General features: G+C 41.6%; 20 protein-coding genes. 1 reads left to right on the top strand and 19 read right to left on the bottom strand.

The features are described 5' to 3' along the window. The 8 genes from AC1DVK_RS05810 to AC1DVK_RS05775 all read right to left on the bottom strand — a co-directional run bounded on the left by AC1DVK_RS05810 (position 1) and on the right by AC1DVK_RS05775 (position 10628). Positions 1–1833: a methylmalonyl-CoA mutase family protein gene (locus AC1DVK_RS05810; RefSeq protein WP_477626028.1), complete on the bottom strand. Its 1833-nt coding sequence runs from the start codon at positions 1831–1833 to the stop codon at positions 1–3. Between the two features lie 7 nt (positions 1834–1840). Continuing rightward, positions 1841–1969, bottom strand: coding sequence for a hypothetical protein (locus AC1DVK_RS05805; RefSeq protein WP_289320083.1), 129 nt, complete (start codon positions 1967–1969; stop codon positions 1841–1843). Positions 1970–2223: 254 nt separating this feature from the next. After that, positions 2224–3510 carry a dihydrolipoamide acetyltransferase family protein gene (locus AC1DVK_RS05800; protein WP_284470254.1) on the bottom strand — a complete coding sequence of 429 codons (1287 nt, stop codon included), beginning with the start codon at positions 3508–3510 and terminating at the stop codon, positions 2224–2226. 26 nt (positions 3511–3536) lie between these two features. Beyond that, positions 3537–4520, bottom strand: a complete 984-nt coding sequence (locus AC1DVK_RS05795; RefSeq protein ID WP_477626027.1) for an alpha-ketoacid dehydrogenase subunit beta — start codon at positions 4518–4520, stop codon at positions 3537–3539. A 12-nt stretch (positions 4521–4532) separates the two neighbouring features. Then, on the bottom strand, positions 4533–5528 hold the full coding sequence (locus tag AC1DVK_RS05790; RefSeq protein WP_061463983.1) for a thiamine pyrophosphate-dependent dehydrogenase E1 component subunit alpha: 996 nt from the start codon (positions 5526–5528) through the stop codon (positions 4533–4535). 23 nt (positions 5529–5551) lie between these two features. After that, positions 5552–6973 carry a dihydrolipoyl dehydrogenase gene (gene lpdA, locus AC1DVK_RS05785; RefSeq protein ID WP_125160628.1) on the bottom strand — a complete coding sequence of 474 codons (1422 nt, stop codon included), beginning with the start codon at positions 6971–6973 and terminating at the stop codon, positions 5552–5554. 128 nt (positions 6974–7101) lie between these two features. Continuing rightward, positions 7102–8199, bottom strand: a complete 1098-nt coding sequence (gene bcd, locus AC1DVK_RS05780; protein WP_061463985.1) for a branched-chain amino acid dehydrogenase — start codon at positions 8197–8199, stop codon at positions 7102–7104. Positions 8200–8570: 371 nt separating this feature from the next. Next, positions 8571–10628 (bottom strand): sigma 54-interacting transcriptional regulator, encoded by a 2058-nt coding sequence (locus tag AC1DVK_RS05775; protein ID WP_410860380.1) that lies wholly within the window; start codon positions 10626–10628, stop codon positions 8571–8573. A gap of 203 nt (positions 10629–10831) precedes the next feature. On the opposite strand from AC1DVK_RS05775, the gene AC1DVK_RS05770 reads away from it, so the two are divergent. After that, entirely contained in the window at positions 10832–11068 is a 237-nt protein-coding gene (locus AC1DVK_RS05770) for a DUF2627 domain-containing protein (protein WP_061463986.1), read from the top strand. 57 nt (positions 11069–11125) lie between these two features. Here AC1DVK_RS05770 and AC1DVK_RS05765 read toward each other — a convergent pair whose 3' ends face one another. From AC1DVK_RS05765 to xseA, 11 genes are all read right to left on the bottom strand, one after another. Continuing rightward, a complete protein-coding gene (locus AC1DVK_RS05765; protein WP_477626026.1) occupies positions 11126–11860 on the bottom strand; it encodes a glycerophosphodiester phosphodiesterase in 735 nt (244 codons plus the stop codon). Between the two features lie 151 nt (positions 11861–12011). Next, positions 12012–12152, bottom strand: a complete 141-nt coding sequence (locus AC1DVK_RS05760; RefSeq protein ID WP_410860378.1) for a hypothetical protein — start codon at positions 12150–12152, stop codon at positions 12012–12014. 568 nt (positions 12153–12720) lie between these two features. Continuing rightward, a complete protein-coding gene (gene spo0A / locus AC1DVK_RS05755) occupies positions 12721–13512 on the bottom strand; it encodes a sporulation transcription factor Spo0A (protein ID WP_061463989.1) in 792 nt (263 codons plus the stop codon). Between the two features lie 319 nt (positions 13513–13831). Continuing rightward, complete coding sequence (spoIVB, locus tag AC1DVK_RS05750) at positions 13832–15124, bottom strand: SpoIVB peptidase (protein ID WP_061463990.1); 1293 nt, start codon at positions 15122–15124, stop codon at positions 13832–13834. Between the two features lie 163 nt (positions 15125–15287). Further along, positions 15288–17003: a DNA repair protein RecN gene (gene recN / locus AC1DVK_RS05745; protein ID WP_061463991.1), complete on the bottom strand. Its 1716-nt coding sequence runs from the start codon at positions 17001–17003 to the stop codon at positions 15288–15290. A 22-nt stretch (positions 17004–17025) separates the two neighbouring features. After that, on the bottom strand, positions 17026–17475 hold the full coding sequence (gene ahrC / locus AC1DVK_RS05740; RefSeq protein ID WP_061144401.1) for a transcriptional regulator AhrC/ArgR: 450 nt from the start codon (positions 17473–17475) through the stop codon (positions 17026–17028). Between the two features lie 326 nt (positions 17476–17801). Beyond that, the gene (locus AC1DVK_RS05735) at positions 17802–18629 is read right to left on the bottom strand and encodes a TlyA family RNA methyltransferase (protein WP_477626025.1); all 828 of its coding nucleotides are present in this window, start codon (positions 18627–18629) and stop codon (positions 17802–17804) included. Between the two features lie 4 nt (positions 18630–18633). Continuing rightward, complete coding sequence (gene dxs, locus AC1DVK_RS05730) at positions 18634–20526, bottom strand: 1-deoxy-D-xylulose-5-phosphate synthase (protein ID WP_477626052.1); 1893 nt, start codon at positions 20524–20526, stop codon at positions 18634–18636. A 250-nt stretch (positions 20527–20776) separates the two neighbouring features. Next, complete coding sequence (locus tag AC1DVK_RS05725; protein WP_477626024.1) at positions 20777–21670, bottom strand: polyprenyl synthetase family protein; 894 nt, start codon at positions 21668–21670, stop codon at positions 20777–20779. A gap of 1 nt (position 21671) precedes the next feature. Further along, positions 21672–21905 carry an exodeoxyribonuclease VII small subunit gene (locus AC1DVK_RS05720; RefSeq protein ID WP_034308286.1) on the bottom strand — a complete coding sequence of 78 codons (234 nt, stop codon included), beginning with the start codon at positions 21903–21905 and terminating at the stop codon, positions 21672–21674. Continuing rightward, positions 21902–23254, bottom strand: coding sequence for an exodeoxyribonuclease VII large subunit (gene xseA / locus AC1DVK_RS05715; protein ID WP_477626023.1), 1353 nt, complete (start codon positions 23252–23254; stop codon positions 21902–21904). Before xseA ends, AC1DVK_RS05720 begins: the two co-directional genes overlap by 4 nt. Positions 23255–23370 lie beyond the last annotated feature (116 nt).

Raw genomic sequence — 23370 nt, 5'->3', positions numbered from 1 at the left:
TCAGTTCACCCCTAGCTCATGCAATAATTCCAATAAAATCGCTATTACGTTCGTTTTAACATGGATAGAATCTTTCATGCCGGCTTCACTTAGTGTGATTTCCAATTCTTCTTGCTGCTTGCCAGCCAAATAAATATTGATTTCAGGGAATTGCTTTTTAATTTCTTTAATTGTGATTGGGGCTAATTCCGCGTAGTCACCATCACTGCCGCAAATACAATAGATAGGGAAATTGGTCGAAGCCACGTAATCGACTGCTTCCTGAATGGTTTGACACCCCTTACTACCTACTGTTTCAATACCTCCTGCTGCAGCCAGACTTTTAACGAAATCTGCACGGGGTTTATAGGATTTAAGGTTTTTCAAATTAATCAAACCGATTGTTGGAGCTGTTCCATTTATTTCTTTATAACTTTCACTGCGCAGTCTTATTTGTTCGAACTGAATGGATACCCGTTCCAAGGCAATTGGGGTAATGCCAACCGGCTTCTCAACTTTCATGTATGACACATGTTTATCCAGTGTCGGGGTTTTAATCTTATCAGCTGGATTCGGATATACATTCGTTCCGATGATACTATCTTTTCTGAAAGCCGCATTTTGAACTCTTCCTAGGTATACTTCAGCTATGTCTTTCTGCAGGGTGCCTTGCTTAATAAGCTCTAAAATCCCCCCGGCTTCATCGATTTCAAGGAATTTCGCCCAAGCCTTTTCAGCCAATTCATCCGTTAATTGTTCAACATACCAAGAACCGCCAGCAGGATCGACCACGGTGGTGATATTTGTTTCCTCTTTTAAAATCAAATGAGTGTTACGGGCGATTCTTTCTGAAAAATCATCAGATTCACCAGTTGCATGAGTAAATGGATGAATTTGAAGATATTGAATGCCACCGATAGCTGCAGCAAAAGCTTGGTTTGTGGTCCGAAGAATATTGACGTGCTGGTCATATAGCGTTTCTGTCAATTCGGAAGTAACAGCATGTATGGCCATTTTAAAATGATCCGGAGCTGTATCGAAGGCTTCAGCAAGACCTGCCCAAAGCCTCCTGGCAGCCCGCAGTTTGGCGATGGACATGAAGTAATTGGAATCGACTGCAAACGAAAATACTATTCTTTCGGAAACTGAAGAAATGGAAAGCCCTTGTTTTTGCCCTTCCAATAGATATTGGACGGCTGCCGATAATCCGTACGCGATTTCTTGAACGGCATTCGCTCCTCCATTATGATAGACTGCCGTATTAATCAGGACTGTCTTTAAATCCCGGCCTACCTTCTGATAATCTTGGATCGTCTTAAGCCAGTCTGCAAAATAATGATCCGTATCCTCTGGCAGCTGACCGCCAATGAGCCATTCTGCAATGGGATCTTCTGCAACTACGCCTGTCAATTGGGCATTTTGCGATTCAGCAACGGCTTTGAATTGCGGGAATAATCCTTTTTGTTTTCCCTTAAGGTCAATGAAAACCGGGATTTCCCTTAATGGGATATCTTTAAACAATTTTTCAGCCCTTGCTCCCTCAGCAAGCAAACTTGCAGGGTATGCCACGACATTTTGACCGCGCTTGAATGACACCTTCATCTTTTCATTTGCCTCTTCAGCCGTGACACCGCTTACAGGTTGAACGACCAGCCAAGGTTTTTCATAATAACCCGTTGGAAACGTTCCTCGGGTATAAGGGAAGAACCCTGGCAATTCAGCTACATTTGCCGTTGAATCCGCCGTTTCTGTATAAAGTGGATATAAAGTGATGCCCTCATATGTATTCGTTTTTAATTTTTCTATACTTTTTCCTTTTAAACTGACTTCCGCAGCTTCTTTCCACTCTTCCAAAGAAGGCTTAGGAAAGGTTATGTTTTTTACATCTTTCAGTTCCATCTGTAATCGCTTTCTTATCGTCTGCCGCCTCAATCGCCATATCCATTCTTCGGGAGAACGAACGCTCAGTCAGTTCAGATAAGAAAACCACCCTCCCATCAATTTGATCTGGATTATACTAACATTCTATCATAATTTTCTTGAAATTTAAGCCAATAGAAATTAGCAAAGGAGTTCTAAGAGAAGCTGATAGCCTTTTTCGTCTCTTTGAAATAAAGTACAGCCCTGTTCTGTGCTAGAACAGCTCTCAATAAAATAATAGCAAAAATAAAATTTTTGTCGATGTTTTTCTAAAAAGAAGTACAAAAAAAGGAAGGAACCTACTGTCCTTCCTTTTTCTTCATTTTAGTATATGGAAGTGTTTTCCTTGGAAATCTTTTCGATGATTTCTTTAACTCTTGCGAGGAACCGTCCACATACCAGGCCGTCCAAAACACGATGATCAAGTGATAAACAGAGATTAACCATATCCCGTACTGCAATCATGTCATTTATGACCACTGGCCGTTTCACAATTGTTTCAACTTGTAAAATGGCTGCCTGTGGATAATTGATGATTCCCATGGATTGGACAGAACCGAATGAACCAGTGTTATTGACAGTGAACGTGCCACCTTGCATATCCTCTGCTTTTAACTTACCCGCCTTCACTTTGGATGCGAGTTCCTGTATCTCCCTTGCAATACCTTTGATTGATTTTTCATCTGCATTTTTTATTACCGGTACAAATAAGGCATCTTCAGTTGCAACGGCTATTGATATATTGATTTCTTTCTTTTGTATGATTTTTTCGCCTGCCCACATCGAATTGAGCTCTGGAAATTCCGTAAGGGCTTGAGCAACCGCTTTTACGAAAAAGGCAAAGTACGTTAAATTATAGCCTTCTTTTTGTTTAAAGTCGGATTTTAGATTATCACGCAACTTCACCATATTGCTTGCGTCAACTTCCACCATCGTCCAAGCATGCGGAATTTCGTGCTTACTTTTCAACATATTGGACGCAATTGCCTTACGGATGCCGGTAACAGGTATTTCCTTGTCACCAGCCGCAGTCGTAACGTTTGTTACTGGGCTGGTTTGCCGATCAACTTGAGGAGCGAGCACTTCAGGAGCCGAATCGGGCATTGCCGAAGGCTCATCCGCCTTAGGAAGATTCCCTGATTCAACAAGTTTCAGTAAATCTTTACGGGTGATCCGTCCCTCATTCCCCGTTCCTTTCACTTTTGAAAGATCGATTCCATGCTCCTGGGAAAGTTTTAACACTGCTGGCGAATAGCGAGCTTTCCTTGATGGTTCGGCCGCTTGCTGTACATTTCTTGTAACAGGTGCATCAACTTTTTCTACACTATGAGAAACAGCTTGCCCTACATTATCGTTATCCGTCTTTGCCGTTTCAACTTCAATCGAGCAAATGACTTCCCCGACTGCTAACGTTTGATTCTCATCCGCTTTCAATTCCTTGATGATGCCGGTGAAGGAAGAAGGAACCTCAGCATTTACTTTATCCGTCATCACTTCAGCTAACGGGTCGTATTTCGTGACATGATCCCCAGGCTTTACAAGCCATTTACTGATGGTTCCCTCTGTGACACTTTCGCCTAGTTGAGGCATCTTCATTAATTCCATAGCCATAAATCGTTCCTCCTTCTTAACAGTCATTAATACTCAGCCAATTCCCTCATGGCTTTTTCCACCTTATCTGGATTCACCATAAAATGTTTTTCCATCGTAGGCGCATATGGCATGGCAGGTACATCAGGTCCGGCCAACCGTTTTACAGGAGCATCCAAATCAAAAAGGCAATGCTCGGCAATGATGGCTGCGACCTCGCTCATAATGCTTCCTTCTTTATTGTCCTCCGTAACCAGTAAAACTTTCCCCGTTTTAGATGCCGCTTCTATGATAGCATCTTTATCTAAAGGGTAGACGGTGCGCAAGTCAAGAACATGTGCAGAGATTCCATCTGCAGATAATTTTTCTGCTGCCTGAAGGGCAAAATGCACACAAAGGCCATAGGAGATGACAGTAATGTCCTCCCCTTCCCTTTTCACATCCGCCTTACCGATTGGAAGTACATAATCTTCAGTGGGTACCTCACCCTTGATCAAACGATATGCGCGTTTATGTTCAAAGAAAAGCACTGGATCTTCATCGCGAATGGCAGCTTTAAGCAAACCCTTTACATCATACGGAGTGGAAGGCATCACAATTTTCAAACCCGGCTGATTGGCAAAGATTGCTTCAACCGATTGTGAATGATAAAGAGCTCCATGAATTCCTCCTCCATATGGGGCACGGATCACCATAGGACAGCTCCAGTCATTATTGGAACGGTATCTAATCTTGGCTGCCTCTGAAACAATTTGGTTAATGGCAGGCATGATGAAATCAGCAAATTGCATCTCAGCTATCGGCCGAAGCCCATACATGGCGGCTCCAATTCCCACTCCTGCAATTGCAGATTCAGCGAGCGGTGTATCGATGACCCTGGCTTCACCGAATTGGTCATATAAACCATGAGTCGCTTTAAAGACCCCACCTTTTTTTCCAACATCCTCTCCCAATACGAATACACGGGAATCACGTTCCATCTCTTCCCTCATTGCCATTGTTACAGCATCTATATAAGAAATCACTGGCATTCTATTACCCCCTTACTTTTGTGCATACACATGATTCATTGCACTTTCAGCCTTCGGATATGGAGCATTTTCAGCATAATCAGTAGCTTCGTTGACTATCTTCATGACTTCATCATTCATTTGTTTCTCAAGATCCTCATCCATGATTCCCACTTCTTTTAAATACGCTCCAAATGTCTTTATGGAATCCTTTGTTTTAGCTTCGGCCACTTCATCCGCTGTCCGGTAGCTTCTGTCATCATCATCACTTGAATGTGGAGTGAGCCTATATGAAACGGTTTCTACAAGGGAAGGCCCCTCTCCCCTTCGTGCACGGTCAGCCGCTTCTTTCACTGCAGCATACACTTCCAATGGGTCATTGCCATCCACCGTTATTCCAGGCATCCCATAGCCAATCGCCCTATCGGAAACATTTTCACACGATAGCTGTTTCTCAATAGGAACGGAAATCGCATATTTATTATTTTCACACATGAAAATGACCGGTAGCTTATGCACACCTGCAAAGTTGGCCCCTTCATGAAAATCGCCCTGATTTGATGAACCTTCCCCAAACGTTACGAATGTTACTAAATCCTTACCTTCCATCTTCCCAGCAAGGGCAATTCCAACTGCATGCGGGACCTGTGTCGTTACAGGTGACGAACCGGTGACGATCCTATTTTCCTTTTGACCAAAATGTCCAGGCATTTGACGTCCCCCGGAATTGGGATCTTCCTCTTTCGCAAAACCTGAAAGCATCAAGTCTTTTGCGGTCATTCCGAAGGTAAGAACCACACCAACATCCCGATAATAAGGCAGTACATAATCCTTTTGCCTATCCAGCGCAAAAGCTGCTCCAACCTGTGCAGCTTCTTGCCCCTGGCAGGAAATTACGAAGGGAATTTTCCCGGACCGGTTTAAAAGCCACATACGCTCATCAATCCTGCGGGACAAAAGCATTGTCCTGTACATATCTAAAACCATTTCCTCAGTTAAGCCTAATTGTTCATGACGTTTTTCTACCATCATAAAACCTCCTGACCTTATTCTTATGAATGAATGGCAAGTCCATCGATAGCAAGCGCCGCCTCGCCGATTGCTTCAGAAAGACTTGGATGTGGATGAATTGTCTTGGCTACCTCCCAAGGTGTCGCATCAAGTACTTTTGCAAGTCCAGCTTCTGAAATCATATCCGTAACATGTGGTCCGATCATATGAACGCCAAGTATATCATCCGTTTTCTTATCTGCAATGATTTTGACAAAACCATCTGCTTCCCCGAATACAAGGGCCTTACCAACTGCACGGAATGGGAATTTCCCAATTTTAAGTTCATAGCCTTCCTTGTTTGCCTGCTCTTCCGTCAAACCTACGCTGGCAGCTTCAGGGCTAGAATACACACATTTTGAAATTAGCGAATAATCCAACCGTTCTGGTTTTTGGCCTGCCATATGCTCAACGGCTGTAATACCTTCATGGGAGGCAACATGAGCCAATTGAAGACCGCCGATACAATCACCGATCGCATAGATATGTGTTTCCTTCGTTTGGAAGAATTCATTGGTTTCAATAAAGCCTTTTTCTTTCACAATTTCCGTATTTTCAAGGCCGATCCCTTCAACATTTGCTGATCTGCCCACGGAAACCAGCATTTTTTCAGCTGTGAATTCCTCTACCGATCCATTTACTTCAGCAGAAATAGTTACTGAAACATCCGTTTTCAGGGTTTCAGGCAATACCTTGGCACCTGTAACGAATTTGACGCCTTTTTTAGTTAGGAGACGAAGCATCTCACTAGAAATATCATGGTCTTCAGTCGGGATGATTCTATCCGCATATTCAAGTACTGTTACTTCTACACCAAAATCATTCAGCATCGAGGCCCATTCAATTCCGATAACTCCCCCGCCTACAATAATCAATGATTTTGGCAGGCTCTCAAGCTTTAGGGCTTCATCCGATGTTAAGACCAATTCCCCATCAATTGGTAAACCTGGCAGTGTCCTCGGACGCGAACCGGTAGCTATGATAATATTCTGAGGAATAAGCATTTCATTTTCACTGCCATTATTCATTTCCACGGAAATTGTCCCAGGCATCGGTGAAAATATAGATGGACCAAGTATACGTCCTAATCCTTCATAAACGGTTATCTTCCCTTGTTTCATCAAGTGCTGAACACCTTTATAGAGTTGATCAACCACTTTATTCTTTCTTTCCTGTACCTTAAGGAAATCCAACTTTACATCCCCGGTAATAATACCGAATTCCTCGCTCTTCACTGCAGTCTGATAAACTTCTGCACTTCTTAAAAGTGCTTTTGAAGGGATACAGCCTTTATGTAGACACGTTCCGCCGAGCTTGCCTTTTTCCACGACAGCCGTTTTCAATCCTAATTGTGCAGCCCTTATTGCTGCCACATACCCACCTGTTCCTCCTCCGAGGATAACGAGGTCAAATTCTTCAGCCAAAACCACTCCTCCTCACAATTACAGATTGTCACCTTTTTACTTGCACTATGTTTATTACGTTATCCATGTTGAAAATTCCTGTGTTTATTTTAAAAAAACACAGGAATCTATAACTTGTATAACTACATTCATTTTCTTCCATTCAAGATATGCTTTTCATTTTGTAAAAATTGACTTCTTGAATTCCTCATACGAGCAATGCGCTCCTCTGCCATCCTGTCCGCTGCTTTGTAAGTTGGAATTTGATCACGTTTTGCAATCTCCATGACCCGTTCAATGGTATCATAAACCGTTTCCACTTTCTTAAGCGCTCTTTCCCGATTATACCCTAAAAGCTCATCAGCCACGTTTATGACTCCACCTGCGTTAATTACATAATCAGGAGCATATATAATACCTTTTTCATGAATTTGATCGCCATGAACAGGATCCTTCAATTGATTATTGGCTGCACCTGCAATGACTTTCGCCTTGATTTTATTGATTGTTTGATCATTTATGACAGCCCCTAATGCACAAGGAGCATAGATATCACATTCAACCCCATAAATTTCATCTGGATCCACTGCTGTCGCCCCAAAGGATTCAACTGCACGGGCCACGCTTTCTTTATTGATATCAGTCACGATCAGTTTAGCGCCCTCCTCATGAAGGTGACGGCATAAGTTATAAGCTACATTCCCGACGCCTTGGACTGCAATTACCTTGCCTTCTAAAGAATCATTGCCGAATGCTTCTTTTGCAGCAGCTTTCATACCGCGGTATACCCCATAAGCAGTTACAGGGGAAGGGTTACCTGAGGAACCGAATGCAGGGGAAATCCCAGTGACAAAATCCGTTTCCTCGTGGATGAGATCCATGTCTTCAACTGTCGTCCCTACATCTTCAGCTGTTATATAACGCCCATTCAGCCCTTGGATATACCTTCCGAACGCACGGAACATTTCTTCATTTTTATCCTTGCGCGGATCGCCGATGATGACGGTTTTTCCCCCGCCTAAATTCAAGCCGGCTGCTGCATTCTTATATGTCATTCCTTTCGAAAGCCTTAAAGCGTCTTCTATGGCATCTTCTTCAGAAGCATACGTCCACATCCTTGTGCCACCAAGTGCAGGTCCCAATGTCGTATCATGAATGGCAATAATCGCTTTCAAACCCGATTGTTTATCCTGACAGAATAGCAGTTGTTCGTAATCATACTTCTCAAGATATTTAAAAATTTCCATAAAGGAATCCTCCCTAGATGTTTTAATCGTTTGTGTCAGATATGAGGATGCTAAATTACTCCTCATTCTTACTGGTTACTACGTTCATTTTAAATAAATTCCGCTAAACACATGATATTTTTCCCATTTGGAATGGTTCCCTTGAAAAATCCATTCACTTTTAAATATGCAAATAACATGCCAATAAACTGAAAAGTGAGAGCCTTTTTAACCAAAAAAAGGAGATGCTGGTTAATAAGTTGGACTACTATAGCCTATAACAAATTTAAAAAAATTTCATGTTAGAAGTGGACTCTCACTCAAATTAAAATAAATCAGAAAATTCCGTGCAGTTTTTTTCATAGTGCGCAAATTTTAACGTGCAAAGAATTTCATAGTTCGAATTTTTCCATTTTGTAATACAGATTTCTAACTGATATCCCCAGCGCTTTTGCTGTAAGTGTTTTATTTCCATTGTGTGTATAGATCGCTTGCTGAATGATTTCGGCTTCATACTGGTCTATTATCTCCGAGAGCGGTTTACCCGATACGTAGCCAGAAGAAGGCCTCATTAATTTCTCCTGTTTTAATGGAACCTCTTCGATAAAATCGGGAATATGCTGTATATCAATGATCGTCTCGTTCAATTTCATGAAAATGATCGCCCGTCCTAAAATATTCTCCAGTTCCCTCACATTCCCTGGCCAGTTATAGATTTGCATCTTATGTATAGCATCTGCAGTGATTCCCTCTATGCTCCGTCCATACTCCTGATTGATTTTATGAATTAAATGCTCCGCCAATTCTTTCAAATCTTCTTTTCGCTTTCGTAAAGGAGCAATGAAAATGGGCATGCGGTTCAGCCTGAAATATAAATCTTCCCTGAATGATCCGCTTGATATTGCCTGTTCAAGGTTGATATTCGTAGCTGCTATGACACGGACATTGATGGGAATCGGCTTTGTTCCCCCCACTCTGATGATTTCCCGTTCTTGTAAAACCCGTAATAATTTTGCTTGGATGTTGGCTGGTAATTCACCAATTTCGTCCAAAAAGATACTCCCTTGATTTGCCTCTTCGAAAAAACCGACCTTTCCGCCTCTGCTTGCCCCTGTAAAGGCCCCCTCATCATAACCAAACAGTTCACTTTCAAGTAATGATTCTGAGATGGCCGCGCAATTTACACGTACGAATTTATTGAATTTCCTATCGCTCGCATTATGGATGGCGTGGGCAAACAACTCTTTTCCTGTCCCTGATTCCCCTCTCAATAAGACAGTAGCGGGTGTCCTTGCCGATAATTTCGCCTGTTCAATCGGAAGCTTCATCTCTTCGGAAGCTCCTATTATATCATCAAAGGAATATTTAGCCTGCAGTGTCCGGATAATTTGTCTCGCCCGATTCAATTCGTGAGTCAATGCTTGAATTTCAGATACATCATGAATGACGCCAACACTGCCTTTCAAGCACCCGTCCACAATGATTGGAGCTACATTCACAATCACTTCCTTATGTTTTGGGCCGACACGCATATTGACACCCCGAACAGGTTTTTTTGTCTGGAGCACTTTCATATGCATACTTTCACCTTCGTAAATATCGATGGAAGCCGGCTTACCAATCACTTGGTTCTTTGTTAAGCCAGTGATTCTTGTATATGCCGGATTGATCAATAGTCCCCTCCCTTGATCATCCACGACCGATATGGCTTCATCACTGGATTGAATGATTGCCTGGAGCATCGTCTGTATCTCTTTTAAATCAGTGATCTGCTCCGCCAATTGCACAGCTTCCGTTTTATTCCTAAACACGGAAAAAGCCCCTATGATTTCCTTATCGGCATTTACCAGAGGAATCCTTGTCGTTATGAGCTCCATCCCATTAGTAAGGGTGATCTCCTGATTTACTTCTTTTTTGTTCATTTCCATCACTCGAATTAATCCAGTTGAAGGGAAGAGATCCTTGATATGTCTGCCAATCACGTCCTCGCGCTTTGTGTCAGATGCTCGTTCCGCACTATCATTGAACATGATGATGAATCCCTCATGATCAATCACCACCATCCCTTCACTGGTCGTATTCAGGATCAAATCCATTTTTGCCGAGGCATTCTCCAATTTATTTATTAAACGATTTTTCTCTTCAAACAGCTTAGTCATAATGAGGGCAACACTTCCAGGAATGAGTATCGTTTGATCATCCATATCCCTTTTTATCTTTTTATAGACGGACGGGTCTCCAGTCGTATCAAAAATGATGTCCAAATCCCAATCCAATCCCTTGCTCCAATTAGTCACTGTAGGAATCCTTCGCTCTTTTGCAGCAAGCATTCCTTCAGCCGATTCATTTGTATCAGCCATACAAACAATTGAGAATACTTCACTTTCCGAAAGGAGTTTCAACACGGTTGTCCCTCCCACTCCTCCCCCCACTATCATGACTTTTTGCATGAGCCATCCCCCTTAAATAATTACCCATTTATTATTTCTATCCCTGCAATTTTTTTCATACTCCACACCTCATCTTACCATATTGGTATCCTTTAAAAAAAGCCACCAACTTCCAGTCATTTTCTAGATTCCCGAAACTTGACAAATATTTTATATCTATTATCATTTTTAAAAGATGGAATTTTCGGAAGGGATTTGACAGCATGAAACGTTTAATCGCTTTTTTGATTCTTTTTATACCCGGGGCCTTCGCTGCCTATGGCATAAAAATAATGAGGGACATGGTGTTCGGTATTTTACAGCCTCCCTATCCAGTCCTTTGGCTGCAGTTTTTAATCGGACTGCTTTTAGCGATTGCCGGGATAGCCTTTATCGCAGGCTTCGTCCTTCATCGAGATCGGAAACAAAATAAGGTCCAAAGCAGGTTCAATAAATTTTAAACACTAAAAAGAACACAAAAAAAAGAAGGTGCCATGTAATTATGGCACCTTCTTTCTTTATCTCGATCTAAGTCCTTCTCTGGCCCGTACGGCTGCCTCAGGAAAATCGGTTATGATGGCACTGCACCCCAATTTGAATAATCTTTTCATCTCGGCTTCCTCATTGATGGTATATGGCCGTACAGCAATCCCCATGCTCAACGATGCTTGAATAACAAAATCAGGGGCAGCCCGAAAATTTGGATGGATTGCGCTCCCGCCTATTGCCTTGGCATATATCCACGGCATGTACAGACCATCCCTATAAAGCGGTGCCGTTTCCAGTTCCGGTGCCAATTGATGGCATTTAACCAAACTGTAATGATTGAATGATGAAAGGATAATCCTTTCATCCATTTCGTAGGCACGGGTGAGCTGTATGACTTTCTCTTCTAAACCTGGATACAGAAAAAGCGTGTTTTTCAGTTCAATATTGCAATAAAGCTGATTGTCGTTAAGCCAGATAAATAGTTCTTCAAGCGTCGGAATGTTTTCTTTACCCAATTTCCCCTTAAAGTTTGGGGACGCATTAAGTGTTTTCAACTCCATCAAGGTCCTGTCTTTTACATACCCTGAGGCATTCGTGGTCCGATCGAGCTTTTCATCGTGAATGATGACCACTTCTCCATCTTTCGAGAGCTGGACATCCGTTTCGATTCCGTCCGCCCCTACACGTGCAGCTTCTTTGAACGCAGACATCGTATTTTCCGGATGTGTTCCTGCCGATCCTCGATGTGCAAAGATTAAGGTCATGATGAAATCTGCCCCCTCTCCCAAAAATCGTTATATCCCAATTTTATGAACAGACACAGCAAATTATTTTCATCTAGATCAATCATTTATCGGAAACTTTCAAAATGCAGGTGATTATTTTCGGCATAGAAGGTTCCTTTCGTTAAACAACTCAATTTCTTTTCCAAACTTTTGATTTGCCAGCAGGTATCCGGAAAGGCATTTGACCAATCGTTATTTCACCTTCCCCTTTTGATTCAAGCATATCTATGATTGACTTCCGTTTCTCATCCAATTGAAGGATTTGAGCCATCAACCTCTCCAATCAACATTTTGTTTGTTCATATTCCTTTTTTGATTCGAGTTCCTTTATTTTTGATTTATATAAAGGCAAAGTATCATTCAATTCTTTTTTTAAAGATTACGGTCAAACCCCTTGTCATTAATTATCGTTTTCCCTCCATACGACTCCCGATAACTGCCGCTCTAACTTTTCCATCCGMCTCAATAACGACGCCGATTAATTTTCCCATCTTTTCATCCGTTAAGATATTCTTGGCTTTTTAGGAAACTCCCCGGCGAATATGTCGCTAACCTAAAAAAAAATTAATGATTCAGATAATGAATCCCGCTTTTTCGACCAAACAAAAACGCCTTTTATTTATTGGATTCTTCCTGCAAAATCCAATAAATAAAAGGCGTTTAATTTTTTTTAATCGGCAGCGTAAAAAATTGAAGTTGCCGATTATAAAAAATCACAAAGCAACTTCTTCCTGTCCCCTTACCACCAGACGGAGAGTTCTTATTTATATTTAGCGGCTCTAGCCTTTATATGGTCAATGGTTACCCTGAATCTTAACAACCGTTTCCCCCTACCCCTGTCAAGATGCTTTATGCTCGAGACGGAGCTTATCGGCCACCATAGCAATGAATTCGGAATTTGTAGGTTTTGCCTTAGTCATGCTAACGGTATAACCGAAAAGGGATGAAATGGATTCTATATTGCCACGGCTCCAAGCCACTTCAATCGCATGTCGGATGGCACGTTCCACACGGCTTGCTGTAGTATTGTACTTTTTTGCAATATCCGGATATAAAACTTTGGTGATTGATCCCAATAGTTCAATATCATTATATACCATGGATATGGCTTCCCTTAAATACAAATAGCCCTTGATATGTGCAGGCACTCCAATTTCGTGAATGATGCTTGTGATGCTGGCATCGAGGTTTTTAGGCTTGGGTTCATTTTGGGGACGATAGCTAAACTGACTATGATTTTTTAAAACCGCCTGCCCTTTACCGCTTACCTGACGAATATGATTGGCTAGATTTTCCATATCAAAAGGTTTTAGGATAAAATAAGACGCGCCCAAATCAACTGCTTTTTTCGTGACATCTTCTTGACCAAAGGCAGTAAGCATAATTACATTAGGCATAGCACCCCGTTTTAATTCACGAAGTTTTTCAAGTACACCTAACCCATCTAAATGAGGCATGATAATATCGAGGATCAATATATCCGGATCAACGCTTTCAAGCATACCCAGGCAATCTTGACCGTTATGTGCCACCCCAATTACTTCCATGTCTTCCTGTGCAGAAATGTATTCTTCCAGAAGGCCAACAAGTTCTCTATTATCATCTACAACGCACACCTTAATTTTTTTCACGCTTGATTTCCTCCTCAACTACAATTGGTCTTTTTTTCTATATGACTAAATTCTATTGTAATTGAACTTTTCGACAATGGAAACTAAATTCCTTTTATTTTTGAAAAAATATAAGGAATTCAATATTATTCTCCGGATATCTCTTGTTTTCGACTTCGTTTGCTATTCGAATGAACCGATTGTCGAAAAATCTTCATTTCGTTTTCATTTTATCACATCGTTTTAAAAAAACATCTATTTTTTGAAGAAATCATATTTAATTCCTACCCATGACCTGCGTTTTATAAAAAAAGGGCATCCAAAAGGATACCCGGTTTCATTAGCTTGCCTTTTCATAATTATCTTTGTCATATATATTTATACCGGCTTCGTTTAACATCCATTCGATATGGACTCCATACCCACTTGTAGGATCATTAACAAATACATGGGTGACTGCACCGATTAATTTCCCATTTTGTATGATGGGACTGCCGCTCATTCCCTGAACGATCCCACCCGTTTTTTGAAGCAATTCTTTATCCGTCACTTTTAAGACCATTCCTTTAATCGCAGGAAACTTCTGTGGTATGGAACTGACGATTTCCACATCGAATTCCTCTACTTTGGAACCATCCACCACCGTCAGGATTTTAGCTGGTCCTTCCTTTACCTCATGGGAAAGGGTGATGGGGAGCGCCTTGTCATTTATCCCATTTTTAAAATCTTGATTTAATTTCCCAAAGATCCCAAAGGGGCTGTTGCGATTGATATTTCCTATTTTTTCTTTATTAGAAGAAAAGCGTGCCAATTTTTCTCCCGGATCACCATTGCTTCCCTTTTCGATGGACGTGACAGTCGATTGAACGATCTGTCCGTCCTTTACAACAATCGGCTTTTTTGTATCCATATCGGAAATGACATGTCCCAATGCCCCATATTTTTTCGAGTCCGGGTGATAAAACGTCATCGTTCCGATGCCGGCTGCTGAATCACGGATATACAAACCTAATTTGTAAGTTCCTTCATTCTTATCTTTCAAAGGTAAAAGGGTACTATGAAGCACTTTATTCTCTCGGTTAATGACCAAATTCAACGCCTGACCCTTTTCACCTGCCTGTTGAACAAAAGGGGTTACATCCCCCATCTTCTTTATCGTCTGACCATTGATTTCTGTAATAATATCACCTATTTCAATTTTCGCTTTTTCTCCTGGTGATTTTTTTCCCTGCGCAGTATCAATAAGATGATGACCTACTACGAGCACCCCAAGAGTATTAAGCTTCACTCCAATGGATTGGCCTCCAGGCATGACTTTAAAGTCTTTTATCACTCTAATGTCGACCTTTTTGGCAGGCAGGCCTGCTACATCGAGTAACACTTCATTCGTCCCTGGTTTCTCAGCACCAAGCGTAATTGAAGTTTGCTCATCATGAAGCGAAATCCCATCACTGGATCCCGAAGCTTTTGCAGAAACAGGCAATGATTTGGAAATACTATATTGACTTCCTTCAAATAGTACAAGATGATTTGGAATTAAAAAATATTCACGAGATGGCTGGTATAACCCTAATGTTAATAGCGAAACAAGGAGAATTCCACCGATGATTCTGTTTATCCATACAAATTTCAATCCATTCACTCTCCTCGCTCTCTGAAACTTTATGGCTACACCTTTAATTTAGCCCTCAGGACAGTCATTTATAACAAGTGCACAAAATAAAAGCTATCCGTTTTTGGATAGCTTTACAATGAATGCTTATGATAAAAGTTTAAATAATCTTCTTACTGGCCCATCAAGATGTAATCTTCAGCCTTTTGGCCAGCTGAATTAATTCATTGGCATGCTGCTTCGTCAAATCCGTAATCTCGACTCCTGAAATCATCCTGCCGATTTCTTTTATTTTTTCAGTTTCAATTAGAGGCTTTACCGAGGTATTCGTACGTCCAGCCCTTACATTTTTCGCTATGAAAAGGTGGGTATCCGCCATAGCTGCCACCTGTGGTAAATGGGATATGCACAGCACTTGAGACCCCGTTGCCACTTTATAGATCTTTTCAGCAATCGATTGTGCAACCCGTCCGCTCACACCCGTGTCCACTTCATCAAATATAATCGACGTTATGCCTTGGTGCTTGGAAAAAATGCTTTTCAAAGCCAGCATGATCCTCGACAGCTCTCCACCCGATGCAATTTTAGAAAGGGGTTTTAACGGTTCCCCCGGATTGGTGGAAATATAAAATTCCATCGAATCCAGCCCCGATTGATTAATGCCCCTATCTGATAACTCATCGAAAGTATAAGCCGTTTGAAGGAAATGGGGTTCGAAAATTGTCTTTTCCATGTATAAATCTTTTAATTCCTGATGGATCTTTTTGGTTAACTGCTGAGCGAATGTCTGACGAAGATCAGACAAATTCTTTGCTTCAACAATTAAATCAGCCTTTATTGATTTCATTTCCTTTTCAAGCTTTGCTATGTGTGTTTCCCTATTTTGCAGTTTTTCGACTTCTTCTTCTATGCCTGCACCATATTCCAGGATTTCCTCGATGGACCGCCCGTATTTACGTTTTAGCTGATTTATTTCATTTAGGCGACTTTCAATGAATTCAACACGTTCTGTATCAAAATCCAAAGAGTCTAATTGATCTCGAATGTTCGATACGGCCTCTTCAAGAAGGAAGTAACTATTTGATACGGTCTCGGAGCTGTTTTTTAAACCTTCATCAAGCCCTGCCGCCTCTTCCAGGTTATTCATGGCTACGGAAAGCCAATCAATTGCATGCTGCTCACCATTTAAAGCATTGTAACTCGTTTGCAGCGCTTCATGAATTTTTTCGAAATTATTAATTTTCTTCCGCTCTTCCATCAATTCTTCATCTTCGCGAAGTTTCAAATCAGCTTTTTGGATTTCATCGAATTGAAATTGGATCAAGTCAAGGCGATGAACCATTTGCTGTTCATTTTGACTCAAACTATTTAATTGTTTAGAAGCGGTTTCATAACGTTTATATAGCTTTTGGTATTCCGTAAGTGCCGATGCGATTTTTTCTCCGCCGAATTGATCCAGCAGAGGAAGGTGGAGCCGTTCATCCATTAATTCCTGATGTTCATGCTGACCATGAATATCTATCAATGTCCGTCCTATCTCGCGTAAAATGGCAATCGTTACAAGTTTTCCATTTACCCTGCAAACGCTTTTGCCGCTCTGTGAAATATCCCTACGAAGAATGGCCATACCGTCATTCATATCCAGGCCAAACTCTTCTGCCTTGGCAAAGACCGGGTGTTTCTCATCTTCAATTTGAAATAATCCTTCTATTTCGGCCTTCGACTCACCATGCCGTATGAACTCGGCAGAACCACGTCCTCCAACCAAAAGGTGAACGGCATCTATAATAATTGATTTCCCTGCCCCTGTTTCTCCGGTCAAGACAGTCAAGCCTTTCTCAAATGAAACGGACAGGCTGTCTATGATCGCAAAATTCCTAATCGATAGTTCTGTTAACAAACTAGGTCACCTCACAAAATTATTAGAGCATGTCCAAGAATTTGCCGGAAATGATCTTTGCATCTTCCTCAGAACGGCAGATAATTAAACAAGTGTCATCGCCGCCGATCGTCCCGAGTATTTCTTGCCAATTTAAATTATCAATCAATGCACAGATTGCCTGGGCATTACCCGGGAGCATCTTCATTACAAGTAAATTATTGGCTGCGTCAATGCGTACAAAAGCATCAACCAGGATTCTCTTTAATTTTTGAAGTGGATTGAAACGTTGATCGGCTGGCAGGCTATATTTATACCTTCCATCAGTTAAAGGGACCTTAACAAGGTGAAGCTCTTTAATATCCCTTGAAACAGTGGCCTGAGTTACATTGTATCCAGCTAATTTCAGCTCTTCAACTAGCTCATCCTGGGTTTCTATATCATTATTCGTTATAATGTCCCTTATTTTTATATGTCGTTGTCCTTTATTCATAAGTAGAAGCACCTCTTCTCAACTGTTGCTCATTTAATGAGTATCACTTTTATATCATACTTAAGCAAGCTGCCCAAAATGGGATTGTTTCAAGTATCATCCGTACGTGCAAATAGACCGCTTTCTAAAGTGGCTAATATTAATGTTATCGGATTTTTATGCAATTGTACAACTTTTTCTCTAAAAAGCATAACAACTCTATTTTTTGTTCATACCTATTTTATGTATTCCCCTTAAATGATTCAAGTGCATTACAGGACCATTTAAAATTAAAAAGCTCCTTTTAGCCAACCATCCAGCCAAAGGAGCCATACAAAAAGTTCTAGCTATTCTTTTTTAAATTGGGCATGGGCTTCCCTAACGATGTCATCCACCGTTTTCGAAAGCAATATCGCTCCATCGTCTTTTGACCCTTGCCAGTATAAATGAAGTAAAAATTCAATATTTCCATCGCCGCCGGTAATCGGTGAGAAAGAAGCATCCTTAATATCGTAGCCTTCCTTTTTTGCAAAAGAAATGATCTTATCCAGCACTTGTTTATGGATTTTGGGATCACGAACAATCCCCTTTTTACCCACTTGATCCTTCCCAGCTTCGAATTGCGGTTTAACTAAAGCAACGACGTCGCTTTCCGGAACGAGGAGCGTCTTTAACACCGGTAAAATTAACGTTAGCGAGATGAAAGAAACATCAATGCTTGCAAAGTTTGGCATCTCCCCATCGAGATCGGCGGGTGTAACATAACGGAAATTCGTCCGTTCCATTACTTTTACCCGTTCATCCTGCCTAAGCTTCCATGCAAGTTGATTATAGCCTACATCAAGTGCATAAGACATTGCGGCACCATTTTGCAGAGCACAATCGGTGAACCCTCCAGTTGATGATCCGATATCAAGCAGGATTTTTCCGTTCATTTGTAAATCGAATTCCTTTAAGGCCTTTTCAAGTTTAAGTCCGCCTCTTGAAACGTAAGGCATAACTTTTCCTTTGATCGTAAACTCAAGATCGACCGGCACTTTTTCACCCGGTTTTTCGTACCTCTCTTCATTCGCGTAGACAAGACCAGCCATAACCATACGCTTCGCTTTTTCACGTGTATCGGCCAAGCCTTGTTCTACAAGTAATATATCTACTCTTTCTTTCATCACTTTCATATTGTCAGGCCCTTTTTTCTTTTTTTGGTGTTATCATTTTAATCTTTTTGATGGCTGTCTCTGTCGTTAAACCGATTTCTTCAAGAAGTTCATCGACACTGCCATGTTCAATGAAATAATCAGGTATTCCCATTCGATCTATAATTGCCCCATAAAAACCTTGATCATGAGCATATTCAAGTACAGAACTACCAAAACCACCTTGTAGAACCGCTTCTTCTATAGTCAAGATAGGCATTTTTTCACCAAGAAGACTGCTTAGTATGTTTTCATCCAAAGGCTTGATGAAACGGGCATTGATCACCTTAACTGAATAATCCTCTTTCTCAAGCAGTTCTGCAGCTTTAAGAGCCATGGGGATGGTTGTACCGAACGTTAAGATGGCAGCATCCGTTCCTTCTTTAAGAACTTCCCACGTACCGATTGGAATCTGCTGTAAGTCAGTATCCATTTCAACTCCCGAACCATTCCCACGAGGGAAACGCATAGCGATCGGACCATCATTATAGCTTAAGGCCGTATTGACCATATGTTGGCCTTCGTTTTCATCTTTCGGCATCATCAACACCATATTTGGAATGTGGCGTAAGAAAGCAATATCGAAAACCCCTTGATGTGTTTCACCATCGGAACCAACCAATCCGGCACGATCGATCCCTATGAATACGTTTAGATTCTGTCGGCAGATATCATGGACCACCTGATCATAAGCCCTTTGCAGGAAGGTTGAATAAATAGCCAGGAATGGTTTCATTTTTTGCGTTGCCAATCCAGCTGCAAAAGTTGCTGCATGCTGCTCGGCAATCCCTACATCATAGAAACGTTCTGGGAACTCTCGGGAAAACCCCACCAATTTCGAACCTACAGGCATTGCAGGTGTAATCGCGACAATCCGTTCATCTTCACGAGCGAGCCTGCTGACAGTATCGCTTACGAGGGCACTCCAAGCAGGAGCTTTACTAGTGGATTTCACGAAATCGCCTGTCTCGATCTTGTATGGGCCTGTCCCATGCCAATTTCCTGTTGTATCCAACTCGGCAGGTGAATAACCCTTGCCTTTTTTCGTGATGACATGTAGCAGTACGGGTCCCTTCGTTTTCTTGGCATATCTTAAATTCTCCAGCAATTCTTCATAATTATGACCATCAACTGGTCCAAGGTATGTGAACCCGAGTTCTTCAAAAAAGATTCCTGAGACCAATAAGTACTTCATGCTATCCTTCAAGCGTTCAGCGGTAGCCGCAAGTTTACCACCGACTGCAGGAATTTTTTTCAAAAGCAATTCCAATTCATCTTTTGCCCAGTTATATTTACCTGCTGTCCGCAATCTTCCCAATATCGTGTGTAAAGCACCTACGTTAGGGGCTATCGACATTTCATTATCATTCAGGATAACGATCATGTCCTTTTTTTCATCACCGATATGATTCAAAGCTTCAAGCGCCATTCCGCCTGTTAGGGCCCCGTCCCCGATGACAGGTAAAATAAAACTTTTTTCACCTTTGATATCACGGGCAGCCGCCATTCCCATTGCAGCTGAAAGAGAAGTCGAACTGTGACCGGTTTCCCAAACATCATGAGGGCTTTCAATCATTTTAGGAAAGCCGCAAAGACCTTTATATTTCTTTAAGGTATTGAACTCTCCTGCTCTGCCAGTCAGGATTTTATGGACATAGGATTGGTGACCGACATCCCATAAAATTTTATCGTTCGGACTGTCGAATTCTTTATGCAAGGCTATAGTCAACTCGACTACACCTAAATTGGGCCCAATATGCCCACCGGTCACCGATAATTTTTCCACAAGAAATTTTCGTATTTCCATACTTAACTCAACTAGTTCTTCATTATTCATATTCTTCAAAAAAGAAGGGTCTTTTATAGATAGAAGATCCAAACAGGACCACTCACTTTCTGTCATTTTCGGTTGTAAGCAAAAACAAAGCCTCATAAAAGAGGTCTATATGGAAGACTTGACCGAAAAATTGGTTTTAAGTTAAAAAATAGCCGCCAACACCCAGGTGATTTCGGCGGCTTAATATACCTATTTATCACGTATCTCAATTAAAAATCCCATTTGGGTTTTCACATATTTTTGCACAATGAGTATACCATAAAACCTCATTTGATAACAAATTTAGCCACAATCAATGGTTACGGTTCGCTATTAAATCAGTTAGATCATTCAACAGACCCGTTTGTAATGTTGTTTTTCCTAAAGCGGCATGAGCAAGTTCAATATGATGTTCCAACTTTTCCTTTGCCCCTTGAAGAGTAAGTAAAGAGGGGTATGTGCTTTTGTGATTTCCCACATCACTGCCAACCGGCTTGCCGATCAACTCTACTGATCCTTCAATATCCAGAATATCATCCCGAATCTGAAAAGCAAGCCCCAGATGGTATGCAAAGTCACGTAAATGCAGTCGCTGTTCTTCATTCGCCCCGGCCAATATAGCTCCGGAAAGGATGCTAGCAGTCAATAATTTCCCTGTTTTATGTTCATGGATATACTCCAATTCCTGGAGCGTCAACCTTTTATTTTCACCTTCCATATCGGCAACTTGACCGCCAACCATCCCTTCGGCTCCGGCGGACCTGGCAATTTCAGATACAAGGTTCAGCTTCATTTCAGCCGTCACCTCGGGATCGATCATTTCCGTCACCAATTGAAAACTATATGTAAGGAGGGCATCACCTGCCAGTACTGCTACCGCCTCACCGAATACTTTATGGTTCGTCGGTTTTCCCCGGCGAAGATCATCATCATCCATCGCCGGGAGATCATCATGGATCAATGAATATGTATGTATCATTTCAATGGCAGCGGCTGCAGGTATCCCCATCCTCAAATTTTTCCCAAAGGCCTCTAGAACCGCAAAGACCAATAAAGGGCGAATCCGTTTACCGCCTGCTTCCAACGAATAGATCATGGCTTCTTTGACCACAGCCGGAGCTTTCAACTTATTGACATATTCAACGATTTCTCTTTCTATAATCGCCTTATATTCTTTAGAAAACATATCAAAGGACGCCGTACCCATGTTATTCTTCCTCCTGGACAGCGAAGTTTTCAAGTTCCCCATCTTCGCGTAAAATTTGAGTCAATTGATCTTCAACTGCCTTAAGTTTTGAGTGACAAAGCCTGGATAAATCCATTCCTTGTTTATATATGGAGATGGCTTCTTCTAAGGGTACATCCCCCTCTTCCAACTGTTCCACAATTTTCTCGAGATTCTCCATCGCTTCTTCAAATGTAGCTTCCTGTTTTTTTGTCATGGTTCCATTCGCTCCTTTATTTCTTTAATTTCACATTCAAGGGTTCCATCTTTTATGGAAACGGCTATTCTATCACCTTCGGTTACTTGCTGTGTACTTTTCACTAATGTCTCATCCTCAGCAAAAACCAAACCATAGCCCCGTTCCATGATTTTTAATGGGCTGAGGGCAGACAACGTGGCTGTAATATGAACGAACTGCTGTGATTTTTGCCGATAGATGGCTTCCATGGCCCTCTGTAATACTTTTGCATGCTGCCGCAAATCATCTTTGGATTTTTTCACAGCTTGTTCAGGATGCTGCTTTTTCAGAATATCGTTGATCTGATTAAGCTCATCTCTCTTTTTCATGAAATAACGCGTGCTGGACCTCCCTAGCCTGTCCATCGTCTTGTCTAGCTGTTCAAGCTTCTGTTCATACATTTTATGTGGATAACGAAAAGCATAAGACCTCTCCATCCTGGTCAATCGGGTACGTTCAAAATTCACCGCTTCACGAATGGAACGGGTCAAGCGATTCTTACGGTTCATCAGACGTTCGTGTATTTCATTAAGATGGGGAACTGCTAACTCTGCTGCACCCGTCGGCGTAGGGGCCCTCATATCGGCGACAAAATCAGCGATTGTAAAATCGGTTTCGTGACCGACAGCAGAAATTATCGGTATATCAGAATCATAGATCGATTCAGCCACTATCTCCTCATTAAAGGCCCATAGCTCCTCGATCGACCCGCCACCCCTTCCGACAATGAGCACATCGCTTTCCGCCCTTGCGTTAGCCATGGAAATTGCCTTGGCAATCGATTTAGCGGCATTATTCCCTTGCACAAGTGCAGGGTAAACGATAATTCTGGCAATTGGATATCTCCGCTTGATCGTTGTCAGGATATCTCTTAGTGCGGCTCCGGTCGGTGAAGTTATGACTCCCACAGACTTAGGGTACTGTGGAATCGGTTTCTTATGTTCGGCCAAAAACAAACCTGCCGCCTCCAGCTTTTTCTTCAGCTGTTCATAAGCAAGATACAAATCCCCCACGCCATCAGGTGCCATGCTTTTCACATATAGCTGATACTGTCCGCCCGCTTCATATAATGATATATCGCCCTTAACAAGTACCTTCATTCCATTTTCGGGGAGGAATTTCATCCCTTTGTTGTTGGCGGCGAACATAACGGATAGGAGTCGGGCCTTCTCGTCCTTTAGAGTAAAATACATATGTCCGCTTGTATGTTGTTTAAAATTCGAAATTTCGCCTTTTATGTATACATTTTGCAAATGGGGATCGGCATCGAACTTCCTTTTGATATATTTCGTTAAAGCCGATACACTCAAATATTGTTGGTTGCTCATATAATGTCTCCTTCCGATGGAAATCGGATATAAAGAAAACTTACCTATAGGTTACACTTAAAACTTGATTAAATCTATGAATGGAAAAAAGCGGTCTCCCGTTATTATAAAACAAG

The organism is Peribacillus sp. P4_B1 (assembly GCF_056402395.1).
The sequence above is the reverse complement of the archived record's forward strand: the minus strand, read 5'-3'. Positions and strand labels throughout refer to the sequence as shown.

Excerpts from the sequence above, each read along its gene's own strand:
- AC1DVK_RS05800 (WP_284470254.1), bottom strand. The coding sequence starts at position 3,510 with ATGGCTATGGAATTAATGAAGATGCCTCAACTAGGCGAAAGTGTCACA.
- AC1DVK_RS05795 (WP_477626027.1), bottom strand. The coding sequence starts at position 4,520 with ATGCCAGTGATTTCTTATATAGATGCTGTAACAATGGCAATGAGGGAA.
- AC1DVK_RS05790 (WP_061463983.1), bottom strand. The coding sequence starts at position 5,528 with ATGGTAGAAAAACGTCATGAACAATTAGGCTTAACTGAGGAAATGGTT.
- bcd (WP_061463985.1), bottom strand. The coding sequence starts at position 8,199 with ATGGAAATTTTTAAATATCTTGAGAAGTATGATTACGAACAACTGCTA.
- AC1DVK_RS05775 (WP_410860380.1), bottom strand. The coding sequence starts at position 10,628 with ATGCAAAAAGTCATGATAGTGGGGGGAGGAGTGGGAGGGACAACCGTG.
- AC1DVK_RS05770 (WP_061463986.1), top strand. The coding sequence starts at position 10,832 with ATGAAACGTTTAATCGCTTTTTTGATTCTTTTTATACCCGGGGCCTTC.
- AC1DVK_RS05765 (WP_477626026.1), bottom strand. The coding sequence starts at position 11,860 with ATGACCTTAATCTTTGCACATCGAGGATCGGCAGGAACACATCCGGAA.
- AC1DVK_RS05760 (WP_410860378.1), bottom strand. The coding sequence starts at position 12,152 with ATGGCTCAAATCCTTCAATTGGATGAGAAACGGAAGTCAATCATAGAT.
- ahrC (WP_061144401.1), bottom strand. The coding sequence starts at position 17,475 with ATGAATAAAGGACAACGACATATAAAAATAAGGGACATTATAACGAAT.
- AC1DVK_RS05735 (WP_477626025.1), bottom strand. The coding sequence starts at position 18,629 with ATGAAAGTGATGAAAGAAAGAGTAGATATATTACTTGTAGAACAAGGC.
- AC1DVK_RS05725 (WP_477626024.1), bottom strand. The coding sequence starts at position 21,670 with ATGGGTACGGCGTCCTTTGATATGTTTTCTAAAGAATATAAGGCGATT.
- AC1DVK_RS05720 (WP_034308286.1), bottom strand. The coding sequence starts at position 21,905 with ATGACAAAAAAACAGGAAGCTACATTTGAAGAAGCGATGGAGAATCTC.
- xseA (WP_477626023.1), bottom strand. The coding sequence starts at position 23,254 with ATGAGCAACCAACAATATTTGAGTGTATCGGCTTTAACGAAATATATC.